Here is a 12432-nt window from a genome sequence, read left to right as displayed (position 1 = left end):
AGCGCGCCCGCCACCACCCCCCAGCATCACGTGTACGAGGAGGCCCGCTAGATGGCACGGCGATACGACACCAACGACGCGACCGACCGCGCCACCGGTCTGCGCGAGGCCGCGTCCGCCGTCCGCCGGGGCGAGCTCGTGGTGCTCCCCACGGACACCGTCTACGGCATCGGCGCCGACGCCTTCACCTCGGAGGCCGTCGCCGACCTGCTGGAGGCCAAGGGCCGGGGCCGCAACATGCCCACGCCCGTCCTCATCGGCTCCCCGAACACCCTGCACGGCCTCGTCACCGACTTCTCCGAGATGGCCTGGGAACTCGTCGACGCCTTCTGGCCGGGCGCGCTCACCCTCGTCGCCAAGCACCAGCCGTCGCTCCAGTGGGACCTCGGCGACACCCGCGGCACGGTCGCCGTCCGGATGCCGCTGCACCCCGTCGCGATCGAGCTGCTCACCGAGGTCGGCCCCATGGCCGTCTCCTCGGCGAACCTGACCGGCCACCCGGCGCCGGAGAACTGCGACGCCGCCGAGGCGATGCTGGGCGACTCCGTCTCCGTCTACCTCGACGGCGGCCCCACCCCCGGGAACGTGCCGTCGTCCATCGTCGACGTCACGGGCAAGGTGCCGGTGCTGCTGCGTGCGGGCGCCCTGTCGGCGGAGGAGCTGCGCAAGGTCGTACCCGACCTCGAGGTGGCGAATTGACGGCCCCTGACGCGGGGCGTGGCATATGGGACGGGGAAGAGACGCGGACCTTCACGGGTCTGCCGCGTGACACCTTCCGCATCCTCCACGTCAGCACCGGCAACGTGTGCCGCTCGCCGATCACCGAGCGGCTGACCCGGCATGCCCTGGCGGACCGGCTCGGGGACCCGCTGGGCGGCGGACTGATCGTCGAGAGCGCCGGGACCTGGGGACACGAGGGCGCGCCCATGGAGGCCAACGCGGAGGCCGTCCTCGCCGACTTCGGCGCGGACGCCTCCGGCTTCACCGGGCGGGAACTGCTGGACGAGCACGTGATCATGGCCGACCTCGTGCTGACCGCCACCCGCGACCACCGGGCCCAGGTCATCTCGATGGGCCACTCGGCGGGCCTGCGCACCTTCACCCTGAAGGAGTTCACCCGCCTCGTCCGGGCGATAGACCCGGCGACCCTGCCGCCGCTGGAGGAGGGCATGGTCGTCCGGGCCCGTGCGCTGGTGCGTGCCGCCGCCGCTCTACGCGGGTGGCTCCTCGCCCCCACGGCCGAGGCGGACGAGGTCCACGACCCGTACGGGGCCCCGCTGCCGTTCTTCCGGTCGGTGGGCGACGAGATACACCAGGCGCTGGATCCGGTGGTGACCGCGCTGACGGGGGTGCCCGCTCGGGCGTAAGGACGGGACGACACCGGGCGTCCCCGGACACACGGGCCTACATTGGTCGTACGTCACCGTCGACGCCCGGAGCCCACCATGCCGGTCACCCCTGTCCTAGAGGCCGACGTCCTGCGACGGCAGGACCCCGAACTGGCCGACATCCTCCTCGGTGAGCTCGACCGCCAGTCGACGACGCTGCAGCTCGTCGCCGCCGAGAACTTCACCTCGCCCGCGGTACTGGCGGCCCTCGGGTCACCGCTGGCCAACAAGTACGCGGAGGGCTATCCCGGCACCCGGTACCACGGCGGCTGCGAGATGGTCGACGTCGCCGAGCGGCTCGCCGTGGAACGGGCCAAGGCCCTCTTCGGAGCCGAACACGCCAACGTGCAGGCCCATTCGGGTTCCTCGGCCGTCCTGGCCGCCTACGCGGCCCTCCTGCGCCCCGGTGACACCGTGCTGGCGATGGGCCTGCACTTCGGCGGTCACCTCACCCATGGGTCGCCGGCGAACTTCTCCGGCCGGTGGTTCGACTTCGTCGGCTACGGCGTCGACGCCGAGTCGGGGCTCATCGACCACGAGCAGGTGCGCACCCTCGCCCGTACCCGCCGCCCCAAGGCCATCGTGTGCGGCTCGATCTCCTACCCCCGCCATCTGGACTACGCGTTCTTCCGCGAGGTCGCCGACGAGGTCGGGGCCTTCCTGATCGCCGACGCGGCCCACCCCATCGGGCTGGTGGCCGGGGGAGCGGCGCCCAGTCCGGTGCCGTACGCGGACATCGTCTGCGCCACCACGCACAAGGTGCTGCGGGGGCCGCGCGGCGGGATGCTGCTGTGCGGGAGCGAGCTGGCCGAACGGGTGGACCGGGCGGTGTTCCCCTTCACCCAGGGCGGCGCGCAGATGCACACCGTCGCCGCGAAGGCCGTCGCCTTCGGGGAGGCGGCAACACCGGCGTACACCGGGTACGCCCATCAGGTGGTCGCCAACGCCCGCGTCCTGGCCGAGGGACTCTCCCGCGAGGGGCTCGTCGTGGTCACCGGCGGCACGGACACCCATCTCCTCGTCGTCGATCCCGCGCCGCTCGGGGTCGACGGCCGCATCGCCCGCGGCCGGCTCGCGGCGGCCGGGATCGTGCTGGACTGCTGTGCGCTGCCGCACGGCGACGCCCGTGGCCTGCGGCTCGGCACGGCGGCGCTGACCACGCAGGGCATGGGGGAGGCGGAGATGACGTACCTCGCGGGGCTCTTCGCGCGGGTGCTGCGGGAGGCCGGCGACGGCCGGCGCACGCGTGAAGAAGTACGGGACCTGGCCGGAAGATTTCCGCCGTATCCGCGCTGAGGTGGGGTAGACGCACCACTGCACACAGCATCACGTGCAACCATCGTCGCTACCCGGAAGTCCCCAACCATATGCATGCATCGCTAGGGTGTGGGGCTGAGATGGCCAGCGAGACCTGTGGGGAAGCCCGTGCGTGAATACCTCCTGACGCTCTGCATCACGGCCGCGGTGACGTACCTGCTGACAGGGCCGGTGCGGAAGTTCGCGATCGTGGCCGGAGCCATGCCGGAGATCCGTGCGCGCGACGTCCACCGTGAGCCGACGCCCCGCCTCGGCGGCATCGCGATGTTCTTCGGGCTGTGCGCCGGTCTGCTGGTCGCCGACCACCTGACCAACCTCAGCGAGGTCTTCGCCGACTCCAACGAACCGCGGGCGCTGCTGTCCGGGGCCGCGCTGATCTGGCTGATCGGCGTGCTGGACGACAAGTTCGAGATCGACGCGCTGATCAAGCTCGGCGGGCAGATGATCGCCGCGGGCGTGATGGTCATGCAGGGTCTGACGATCCTGTGGTTGCCCGTGCCGGGCGTCGGCATCGTCGCGCTGACCCAGTGGCAGGGCACCCTGCTCACCGTCGCCCTGGTCGTCATCACCATCAACGCGGTCAACTTCGTCGACGGCCTCGACGGTCTGGCGGCCGGCATGGTGTGCATCGCCTCCGGCGCGTTCTTCATGTACGCCTACCGCCTCTGGTACAGCTACGGCATCGAGGCCGCCGCCCCCGCCACGCTCTTCGCGGCCGTCCTGATGGGCATGTGCCTGGGCTTCCTGCCGCACAACATGCACCCGGCGCGGATCTTCATGGGTGACTCCGGGTCGATGCTGATCGGCCTGGTGCTGGCGGCCGGCGCGATCTCGGTCACCGGGCAGGTCGACCCGGACGTGATGGGCCTGTACGGCTCGGAGCGCAGCACGGTCTACAAGATGGTGCCGGTCTACATCCCGCTGCTGATGCCGCTGACCATCATCGCGATCCCGGCGGCCGACCTGATCCTCGCCATCGTGCGCCGCACATGGCGCGGCCAGTCGCCGTTCGCCGCCGACCGGGGCCATCTGCACCACCGGCTGCTGGAGATCGGCCACTCCCACAGCCGGGCCGTGTTGATCATGTACTTCTGGTCCGCGGTGATCGCCTTCGGCACCCTCGCCTACACGGTGAACTCGGCGTCCATGTGGATCGTCCTCGCCCTCGCCGTGTTCAGCGCGGTCGGGCTCTTCCTCCTGCTCCTGCCCCGCTTCACGCCCCGTGCCCCCCGCTGGGCCGAGGCGTTCGTCCCGCCCCGCTACCGCCGTCGCCGTGCCGTGGCCCCGGAGCCGGCCCTCGGCCCCTCCCCGGACTGGACCCCGTCCCTCAACGGCGCCACCGCGGTCGGCGGCCGGACCAAGGACGAGGAGCCCAGCCCGGCGGGCGCGCGGCGGTGACGCCTTCGGGCGGGCGGGGCCCCTCCTCATGGGGCAGCGCCCCCAAGTACAGCTCACCTAAGGTCAATTGAGCACTCCGCGCCTCCCTGGAAAGGTCGTGGCCCGACAGCGGGGGCTGTCCGCCGGAGACATGGCCGCGCGGACGGGACGCCCCCGTGACCCGACCATTCATGGGGGACGCATGCGCAAGTCCATCGCCACCACGCTCGTCGTCATGGCGCTCGGCGGCTCGCTCGGCCTGACGGCGACGCAGGCATCGGCCGCTCCGGCCACCAAGGTCCTGCCGTTCAACTTCAACACCAATGAGGTGCAGAAGGTCGAGGACGACGCCAAGTTCAAGACGACGGCGGCCGGCAAGGTCCAGTTCACGATCACGAAGAAGACCTACGACCACGGCATCGGCATCCGCCTCATCACCTGCGGCAGCGACTGGAAGTCGCTGACGGGCTGGAAGGAATTCAAGAAGAAGAAGGGCGAGTACTACACCTTCGACAAGAGCCTGAAGAAGAACCAGTGCTTCAGGATCCAGGCGGGTCGCAGCTGGGCCGGCTACATCGACGGCAAGCTCAAGGGCAAGATCAAGAAGGCCTGACCCCACACTCGCCGGATGACTCCAGCGGCCGGGGGCCGTGTGCGGTACGCCGCGCACGGCCCCCGGCCGTTCGGCCTTGAGGCGCAGGGGCGGGACGTCGCGCTGACGCCAAGGTAAGAATCTGACTAAGCCTTTGCCGATGGCATGCAAGAACCTGGGTGGTCAAACCGTCCTTATACCAGACAAGTCGGCGCTGTTTTTGCACAGACGGGCGGGTTCACTCTCATGTGTGACGCCGTGCACACCATTCAGGTAAAGACCTCATCAAATAGTTTGTGATACGGTTCACGAGAACCCCGGATGGAGCCGAAGGACCGCAGTGCGACGGTCCAGCGGCGTGAGAATTCCGCTCGCCCCCGGGGACTACGCTCGTCCATGACGACACCTGCCCCCTTAGTAAGCGGAGTTGCCGCCATGCCGTCCAATGACGCCCGGATCCTCCTTCAGGCCGCCGTGCCCACAGCTGCCGCCGGCGCGATCGCCGCCGTCATCAGCGGTGTGGTCGTCGGGGGCAAGGGGGCGGTCGGCGCCATTGTCGCCGCGGTGATCACGATCCTCTTCATGGGAATCGGGCTCTACGTTCTGCAGCGCACTGCCAAATCGCTTCCTCACCTGTTCCAGGCGATGGGCCTGATGCTCTACGCGGCACAAATTCTGCTGCTGTTCATCTTCCTGGCCGCGTTCAAGAACACCACGCTCTTCCACCCCCGCGCCTTCGCGTTCACGCTGGTCGCCACCACCCTCGTGTGGATCGGCGCACAGACGCGCGCGCACATGAAGGCCAAGGTCCTCTACGTCGAACCCGATTCCTCCACGGGCAACAAGCCCGAAAAATCGGGGCACTCGTCGTGAGGGGTAGGGGCGGGATAAGTGACCGCAGGAGATCCTGCTATCGTCCGGTGCCAACTGCGGCATCGCGGGCGCGGGCGATCGAGCTGACGCCTGCCCTAGTGCGAGGCTCGATGCCCCACAGCCGCCCCCACATCCGTAACACCAGTCCAGTGCCGACCCGCGGCTGCGCGCCGCGCCGACACAACGAGGTTGCCGTACCCATGCGCCACGCTGAAGGAGCCCGCGGTGAGTGCTGATCCGACGCAGGTGCTCGCCTTCGAGACCGACTGCCACATTTTCGACGGCTGTGGCTTCGCCGATGTCGCTCCGGGCCTGCACTCGTTCCTCTTCGAGCCCTTGATGGGCCACCAGGACGACGCCGTCTACTTCAACAAGACGATGCTGCTGGCGCTGCTCGGCTCGATCATCATCGTGGGCTTCTTCTGGGCCGCCTTCGCCAAGCCGAAGGTCGTCCCGGGCAAGCTCCAGATGGTGGCCGAAGCGGGTTACGACTTCGTGCGACGCGGCGTCGTCTACGAGACGCTCGGAAAGAAGGAAGGCGAGAAGTACGTTCCGCTCGTCGTCTCCCTCTTCTTCTTCGTCTGGATCATGAACGTCTGGTCGATCGTCCCGATCGCCCAGTTCCCGGTCACCGCGATCATCTCGTATCCCGTCGCCCTGGCCGGAATCGTCTACATCCTGTGGGTCTCGCTGACCTTCAAGCGGCACGGCTTCGTCGGTGCCTTCAAGAACTTCACCGGCTACGACAAGTCGCTGGGCGCAGTGCTCCCGCTGTCGATGACGATCGAGCTCTTCTCGAACCTCATCGTGCGGCCCTTCACCCACGCCGTTCGTCTGTTCGCGAACATGTTCGCCGGCCACACGCTGCTGCTGCTCTTCACGATCGCCACCTGGTACATGCTCAACGGCATCGGCATCGCCTACTCCGCCGTGTCCTTCACGATGGTGATCGTGATGACCGCCTTCGAGCTCTTCATCCAGGCCGTTCAGGCGTACGTCTTCGTACTGCTGACCTGCAGCTTCATCCAGGGCGCTCTCGCCGAGCACCACTGAGAGCCCCGACCCACCACCAGACATCCGGTGGCCAACCCCCACCGGTCATTGAAAGAGAAGGAAGAACCGGCATGTCCGCTCTCCAGACCCTCGCCGAGACTCAGATCATGGGCAACCTTGGCTCCATCGGTTACGGCCTGGCGGCCATCGGCCCGGGCGTCGGCGTCGGCATCATCTTCGGTAACGGCACCCAGGCCCTCGCCCGCCAGCCCGAGGCGGCCGGCCTGATCCGCGCCAACCAGATCCTCGGCTTCGCCTTCTGTGAGGCGCTCGCCCTGATCGGTCTGGTCATGCCGTTCGTCTACCCGACCTCCTGACCAGGTTCGTCGGACCGCCCCTTTAGACGGAAGGCACTGATATGAGCCTGGTTAACCTGGCGGCTGGTGGGGAGGCCGAAAACCCCCTCATCCCGCCGATCCCCGAGCTCGTCATCGGCCTGATCGCCTTCGTCATCGTCTTCGGCTTCCTCGCCAAGAAGCTCCTCCCGAACATCAACAAGGTTCTGGAAGAGCGCCGCGAGGCCATCGAGGGCGGTATCGAGAAGGCTGAGGCCGCGCAGACCGAGGCCCAGAGCGTCCTCGAGCAGTACAAGGCTCAGCTCGCCGAGGCCCGGCACGAGGCCGCGCGACTGCGCCAGGAGGCGCAGGAGCAGGGCGCCGCGCTCATCGCCGAGATGCGCGCCGAGGGCCAGCGGCAGCGTGAGGAGATCGTCGCCGCCGGTCACGCGCAGATCGAGGCCGACCGCAAGGCCGCCGCTTCCGCGCTGCGCCAGGACGTCGGCAAGCTCGCCACCGACCTGGCCGGCAAGCTCGTCGGTGAGTCCCTCGAGGACCACGCCCGGCAGAGCCGCGTCATCGACCGCTTCCTCGACGACCTCGAGGAGAAGGCCGAGGCGACGCGATGAACGGAGCGAGCCGCGAGGCCCTGGCAGCCGCACGTGAGCGTCTCGACGCGCTGACGGACTCCACGTCCGTGGACGCGGCCGCGCTCGCCGACGAGCTGGCCGCCGTCACCGCGCTGCTCGACCGCGAGGTGTCGCTGCGTCGGGTCCTCACCGACCCGGCGCAGGCCGGCGAGGCCAAGGCCGAACTGGCCGGGCGCATCCTCGGCGGCCAGGTCAGCGGGACGACCGCCGACCTGGTTGCGGGTCTGGTGCGTTCCCGCTGGTCGCAGTCGCGCGACCTGGTGGACGCGCTGGAGGAGCTGGCCGCCCTGGCCGACCTCACCGCCGCGCAGACGTCGGGCACGCTCGACGACGTCGAGGACGAGCTGTTCCGGTTCGGCCGGATCGTCGCCTCGAACACCGGGCTGCGGTCCGCGCTGACCGACCGCGCCGCGAGCGCGTCGGCCAAGGGCGAGCTGCTGCGCAGCCTGCTCGGCGGCCGCGCCAAGACCACCACCGAGCGTCTGGTGACGCGCCTTGTGACCGCGCCGCGGGGACGTAGCCTGGAGGCGGGACTCGAGTCCCTGTCCAAGCTCGCCGCCGAGCGCCGGAACCGCATGGTCGCCGTCGTCACCTCGGCGGTCCCGCTGAGCGACGCCCAGAAGCAGCGCCTCGGCGCCGCCCTGGCGAAGCTCTACGGCCGCCCGATGCACCTCAACCTCGACGTGGACCCGGGTGTCCTCGGAGGGATCCGGGTGCAGGTCGGCGACGAGATCATCAACGGCTCGATCGCGGACCGACTCGAGGACGCCGGCCGCCGCCTGGCGAGCTGAGCAACTTCACACGCAGTACAGACCTACGGCCCGGTTGGGCCGTGCAGAGGATTCCTGGGGGTCGCCCCCAGACCCCCAAGTTGAAACTTCGGGCCCAACAAGGAGAGCAGGGAACCCAGATGGCGGAGCTCACGATCCGGCCGGAGGAGATCCGGGACGCGCTGGAGAACTTCGTCCAGTCGTACAAGCCGGACGCGGCCTCGCGCGAGGAGGTCGGTACGGTCACCCTTGCCGGCGACGGCATCGCGAAGGTCGAGGGTCTTCCCTCGGCCATGGCCAACGAACTGCTGAAGTTCGAGGACGGCACCCTCGGCCTGGCGCTGAACCTGGAAGAGCGCGAGATCGGCGCCATCGTCCTCGGTGAGTTCAGCGGCATCGAGGAGGGTCAGCCGGTCACCCGTACCGGCGAGGTCCTGTCGGTCGCCGTGGGCGAGGGCTACCTCGGCCGCGTCGTCGACCCGCTCGGCAACCCGATCGACGGCCTCGGCGAGATCGAGACCAGCGGTCGCCGCGCCCTCGAGCTGCAGGCCCCCACGGTCATGCAGCGCAAGTCGGTGCACGAGCCGATGGAGACCGGCTACAAGGCCGTCGACGCGATGACCCCGATCGGCCGTGGTCAGCGTCAGCTGATCATCGGTGACCGTCAGACCGGCAAGACCGCCCTGGCCGTCGACACGATCATCAACCAGCGCGACAACTGGCGCTCGGGCGACGTGAACAAGCAGGTCCGCTGCATCTACGTCGCCATCGGCCAGAAGGGCTCGACCATCGCGTCGGTCCGCCGCGCGCTGGAGGAGAACGGCGCGCTCGAGTACACGACCATCGTCGCCGCCCCGGCGTCCGACCCGGCCGGCTTCAAGTACCTGGCGCCGTACACCGGTTCGGCCATCGGTCAGCAGTGGATGTACGAGGGCAAGCACGTCCTCATCATCTTCGACGACCTCTCGAAGCAGGCCGACGCCTACCGCGCCGTGTCGCTGCTGCTGCGCCGTCCGCCGGGCCGTGAGGCCTACCCGGGTGACGTCTTCTACCTGCACTCCCGTCTGCTGGAGCGCTGCGCGAAGCTCTCCGACGACATGGGCAAGGGCTCGATGACCGGTCTGCCGATCGTCGAGACCAAGGCCAACGACGTCTCGGCGTTCATCCCGACCAACGTCATCTCCATCACCGACGGCCAGTGCTTCCTGGAGTCGGACCTCTTCAACGCCGGTCAGCGTCCCGCGCTGAACGTCGGTATCTCCGTCTCCCGAGTCGGTGGTTCCGCCCAGCACAAGGCGATGAAGCAGGTCTCCGGTCGTCTCCGCGTGGACCTCGCCCAGTTCCGTGAGCTGGAGGCGTTCGCCGCCTTCGGTTCCGACCTGGACGCCGCGTCGAAGGCGCAGCTGGAGCGCGGCCAGCGCATGGTCGAGCTGCTGAAGCAGGCCCAGTACGAGCCGATGTCCACCGAGGACCAGGTCGTCTCCGTGTGGGCCGGCACCACCGGCAAGATGGACGACGTTCCGGTCGCCGACATCCGCCGCTTCGAGAAGGAGCTGCTGGAGTACCTGCACCGCAAGGAGCAGGGCCTCATGACCTCCATCAAGGAGGGCGGCAAGCTCTCGGACGACACGCTGACCGCTGTCGCCGACGCGATCGCCGACTTCAAGAAGCAGTTCGAGACCTCGGACGGCAAGCTGCTCGGCGAGGACGCTCCGGCGGCCGTCAACGTCTCCAAGTGACGTAAGGAAGGGACCTGACTCATGGGAGCTCAGCTCCGGGTCTACAAGCGTCGCATCCGATCCGTCACCGCGACCAAGAAGATCACCAAGGCGATGGAGATGATCGCCGCCTCGCGCGTCGTCAAGGCGCAGCGCAAGGTGGCGGCCTCCACGCCGTACGCGACCGAGCTCACCCGCGCGGTCACGGCGGTGGGCACTGGTTCGAACACCAAGCACCCGCTGACCACGCAGGCCGATACGGTCACGCGTTCCGCAGTGCTGCTGCTGACGAGTGACCGGGGTCTGGCCGGTGCCTTCAACTCCAACGCCATCAAGGCGGCGGAACAGCTGACGGCGCGGCTGGAGTCCGAGGGCAAGCAGGTCGACACGTACATCGTCGGCCGCCGCGGTGTCGCCCACTACAACTTCCGCGAGCGCAAGATCGCGGACCAGTGGACGGGCTTCACCGACGAGCCCTCGTACGCGGACGCCAAGAAGGTCGCGGCGCCCCTGATCGAGGCCATCGAGAAGGACACGGCGGACGGCGGGGTGGACGAGCTCCACATCGTGTACACCGAGTTCGTGTCGATGATGACGCAGCAGGCGCTCGACGCGCGTCTGCTGCCGCTCAGCCTCGACGAGGTCGCGGAGGAGAAGCCGACGGGCGAGATCCTGCCGCTGTACGACTTCGAGCCGTCGGCGGAGGACGTCCTCGACGCCCTGCTGCCGCGCTACGTCGAGAGCCGTATCTACAACGCGCTGCTCCAGTCGGCTGCTTCCAAGCACGCCGCCACCCGCCGCGCGATGAAGTCGGCGACCGACAACGCGGGCGAGCTGATCAACACGCTCTCCCGTCTTGCCAACGCGGCCCGCCAGGCCGAAATCACCCAGGAAATCAGCGAGATCGTCGGTGGCTCCGCAGCCCTTGCCGACGCGACCGCGGGGAGTGACAAGTAATGACGACGACTTCTGAGACGGCCGTTGCCACGGGCCGCGTCGCCCGGGTCATCGGCCCGGTCGTCGACGTGGAGTTCCCCGTCGACGCGATGCCCGACATCTACAACGCCCTGCACGTCGAGGTCTCCGACCCGGCGAACGAGGGTGAGAAGAAGACGCTGACCCTGGAGGTCGCCCAGCACCTGGGTGACGGCCTGGTCCGCACCATCTCCATGCAGCCCACCGACGGTCTGGTCCGCCAGGCCCCGGTCACCGACACCGGCGCCTCCATCACCGTGCCGGTCGGTGACTTCACCAAGGGCAAGGTGTTCAACACCCTCGGTGAGGTGCTGAACGTCGACGAGCAGTACACGGGCGAGCGCTGGGGCATCCACCGCAAGGCCCCGAACTTCGACGAGCTCGAGTCGAAGACCGAGATGTTCGAGACCGGCGTCAAGGTCATCGACCTCCTCACCCCGTACGTCAAGGGTGGAAAGATCGGTCTGTTCGGCGGCGCCGGCGTCGGCAAGACGGTGCTCATCCAGGAGATGATCTACCGCGTCGCCAACAACCACGACGGTGTGTCGGTGTTCGCCGGTGTCGGTGAGCGCACCCGTGAGGGCAACGACCTCATCGAGGAGATGTCGGACTCCGGCGTCATCGACAAGACCGCGCTGGTCTTCGGTCAGATGGACGAGCCCCCGGGCACCCGTCTGCGCGTGGCCCTCGCCGGTCTGACCATGGCGGAGTACTTCCGCGATGTGCAGAAGCAGGACGTGCTGTTCTTCATCGACAACATCTTCCGCTTCACCCAGGCCGGTTCCGAGGTGTCGACCCTGCTCGGCCGTATGCCCTCCGCGGTGGGCTACCAGCCGAACCTGGCCGACGAGATGGGTCTCCTCCAGGAGCGCATCACCTCGACCCGTGGTCACTCGATCACCTCGATGCAGGCGATCTACGTCCCCGCGGACGACCTGACCGACCCGGCCCCGGCCACCACCTTCGCCCACCTCGACGCGACGACGGTTCTCTCCCGTCCGATCTCCGAGAAGGGCATCTACCCGGCCGTGGACCCGCTGGACTCGACGTCCCGCATCCTCGACCCGCGGTACATCGCGGCGGACCACTACACGGCCGCCATGCGCGTGAAGAGCATCCTGCAGAAGTACAAGGACCTGCAGGACATCATCGCGATCCTCGGTATCGACGAGCTCGGCGAGGAGGACAAGCTCGTCGTCCACCGTGCCCGTCGCGTGGAGCGCTTCCTGTCCCAGAACACCCACGTCGCCAAGCAGTTCACCGGCGTCGACGGGTCGGACGTGCCGCTGGACGAGTCGATCGCCGCGTTCAACGCGATCATCGACGGTGAGTACGACCACTTCCCGGAGCAGGCGTTCTTCATGTGCGGTGGTCTCGAGGACCTCAAGAAGAACGCGAAGGAGCTCGGCGTCAGCTGACGTCAGGCACTCGTGACAGAGGGGGG

The 12432-nt window shown here is 68.4% G+C and carries 13 protein-coding genes; all 13 read left to right on the top strand.

The features are described from left to right. Positions 1 to 51 precede the first annotated feature (51 nt). The 13 genes from ACZ4Z2_RS26560 (at position 52) to atpD (ending at position 12406) form a co-directional block, all read left to right on the top strand. Complete coding sequence (locus tag ACZ4Z2_RS26560; RefSeq protein ID WP_055514844.1) at positions 52 to 699, top strand: L-threonylcarbamoyladenylate synthase; 648 nt, start codon at positions 52 to 54, stop codon at positions 697 to 699. After that, on the top strand, positions 696 to 1367 hold the full coding sequence (locus tag ACZ4Z2_RS26555) for an arsenate reductase/protein-tyrosine-phosphatase family protein (protein WP_468079259.1): 672 nt from the start codon (positions 696 to 698) through the stop codon (positions 1365 to 1367). The genes ACZ4Z2_RS26560 and ACZ4Z2_RS26555 overlap by 4 nt, the downstream gene beginning before the upstream one ends. Before the next feature lie 78 nt (positions 1368 to 1445). Further along, a complete protein-coding gene (locus tag ACZ4Z2_RS26550) occupies positions 1446 to 2684 on the top strand; it encodes a serine hydroxymethyltransferase (protein WP_468079257.1) in 1239 nt (412 codons plus the stop codon). Between the two features lie 129 nt (positions 2685 to 2813). After that, positions 2814 to 4103, top strand: coding sequence for an MraY family glycosyltransferase (locus ACZ4Z2_RS26545; protein WP_468079256.1), 1290 nt, complete (start codon positions 2814 to 2816; stop codon positions 4101 to 4103). Between the two features lie 181 nt (positions 4104 to 4284). After that, positions 4285 to 4695, top strand: coding sequence for a hypothetical protein (locus ACZ4Z2_RS26540; RefSeq protein WP_468079254.1), 411 nt, complete (start codon positions 4285 to 4287; stop codon positions 4693 to 4695). A gap of 414 nt (positions 4696 to 5109) precedes the next feature. Continuing rightward, positions 5110 to 5547, top strand: coding sequence for a hypothetical protein (locus tag ACZ4Z2_RS26535; protein ID WP_055514835.1), 438 nt, complete (start codon positions 5110 to 5112; stop codon positions 5545 to 5547). Positions 5548 to 5772: 225 nt separating this feature from the next. After that, positions 5773 to 6600, top strand: a complete 828-nt coding sequence (gene atpB / locus ACZ4Z2_RS26530) for a F0F1 ATP synthase subunit A (RefSeq protein WP_468079252.1) — start codon at positions 5773 to 5775, stop codon at positions 6598 to 6600. A gap of 71 nt (positions 6601 to 6671) precedes the next feature. Then, a complete protein-coding gene (locus ACZ4Z2_RS26525) occupies positions 6672 to 6917 on the top strand; it encodes an ATP synthase subunit c family protein (protein ID WP_055514831.1) in 246 nt (81 codons plus the stop codon). A 41-nt stretch (positions 6918 to 6958) separates the two neighbouring features. Next, the gene (locus ACZ4Z2_RS26520) at positions 6959 to 7504 is read left to right on the top strand and encodes a F0F1 ATP synthase subunit B (protein WP_055514830.1); all 546 of its coding nucleotides are present in this window, start codon (positions 6959 to 6961) and stop codon (positions 7502 to 7504) included. Then, positions 7501 to 8316: a F0F1 ATP synthase subunit delta gene (locus tag ACZ4Z2_RS26515; protein WP_468079250.1), complete on the top strand. Its 816-nt coding sequence runs from the start codon at positions 7501 to 7503 to the stop codon at positions 8314 to 8316. Before ACZ4Z2_RS26520 ends, ACZ4Z2_RS26515 begins: the two co-directional genes overlap by 4 nt. Before the next feature lie 119 nt (positions 8317 to 8435). After that, positions 8436 to 10034: a F0F1 ATP synthase subunit alpha gene (atpA, locus tag ACZ4Z2_RS26510; protein WP_468079249.1), complete on the top strand. Its 1599-nt coding sequence runs from the start codon at positions 8436 to 8438 to the stop codon at positions 10032 to 10034. A gap of 21 nt (positions 10035 to 10055) precedes the next feature. Then, on the top strand, positions 10056 to 10970 hold the full coding sequence (locus tag ACZ4Z2_RS26505) for a F0F1 ATP synthase subunit gamma (RefSeq protein WP_468079247.1): 915 nt from the start codon (positions 10056 to 10058) through the stop codon (positions 10968 to 10970). Beyond that, entirely contained in the window at positions 10970 to 12406 is a 1437-nt protein-coding gene (atpD, locus tag ACZ4Z2_RS26500) for a F0F1 ATP synthase subunit beta (protein WP_107466616.1), read from the top strand. Before ACZ4Z2_RS26505 ends, atpD begins: the two co-directional genes overlap by 1 nt. Positions 12407 to 12432: the final 26 nt, after the last annotated feature.

The sequence above is a fragment of the Streptomyces sp. NPDC030183 genome, from assembly GCF_055573455.1.
This window is presented reverse-complemented; position numbering and strand designations above follow the sequence as displayed.

What these genes read in the sequence shown, in the direction of transcription:
- ACZ4Z2_RS26560 (WP_055514844.1), top strand. Translation starts at nt 52, where the DNA reads ATGGCACGGCGATACGACACCAACGACGCGACCGACCGCGCCACCGGT.
- ACZ4Z2_RS26550 (WP_468079257.1), top strand. Translation starts at nt 1,446, where the DNA reads ATGCCGGTCACCCCTGTCCTAGAGGCCGACGTCCTGCGACGGCAGGAC.
- ACZ4Z2_RS26540 (WP_468079254.1), top strand. Translation starts at nt 4,285, where the DNA reads ATGCGCAAGTCCATCGCCACCACGCTCGTCGTCATGGCGCTCGGCGGC.
- ACZ4Z2_RS26535 (WP_055514835.1), top strand. Translation starts at nt 5,110, where the DNA reads ATGCCGTCCAATGACGCCCGGATCCTCCTTCAGGCCGCCGTGCCCACA.
- ACZ4Z2_RS26525 (WP_055514831.1), top strand. Translation starts at nt 6,672, where the DNA reads ATGTCCGCTCTCCAGACCCTCGCCGAGACTCAGATCATGGGCAACCTT.
- ACZ4Z2_RS26520 (WP_055514830.1), top strand. Translation starts at nt 6,959, where the DNA reads ATGAGCCTGGTTAACCTGGCGGCTGGTGGGGAGGCCGAAAACCCCCTC.
- ACZ4Z2_RS26515 (WP_468079250.1), top strand. Translation starts at nt 7,501, where the DNA reads ATGAACGGAGCGAGCCGCGAGGCCCTGGCAGCCGCACGTGAGCGTCTC.
- atpA (WP_468079249.1), top strand. Translation starts at nt 8,436, where the DNA reads ATGGCGGAGCTCACGATCCGGCCGGAGGAGATCCGGGACGCGCTGGAG.
- ACZ4Z2_RS26505 (WP_468079247.1), top strand. Translation starts at nt 10,056, where the DNA reads ATGGGAGCTCAGCTCCGGGTCTACAAGCGTCGCATCCGATCCGTCACC.
- atpD (WP_107466616.1), top strand. Translation starts at nt 10,970, where the DNA reads ATGACGACGACTTCTGAGACGGCCGTTGCCACGGGCCGCGTCGCCCGG.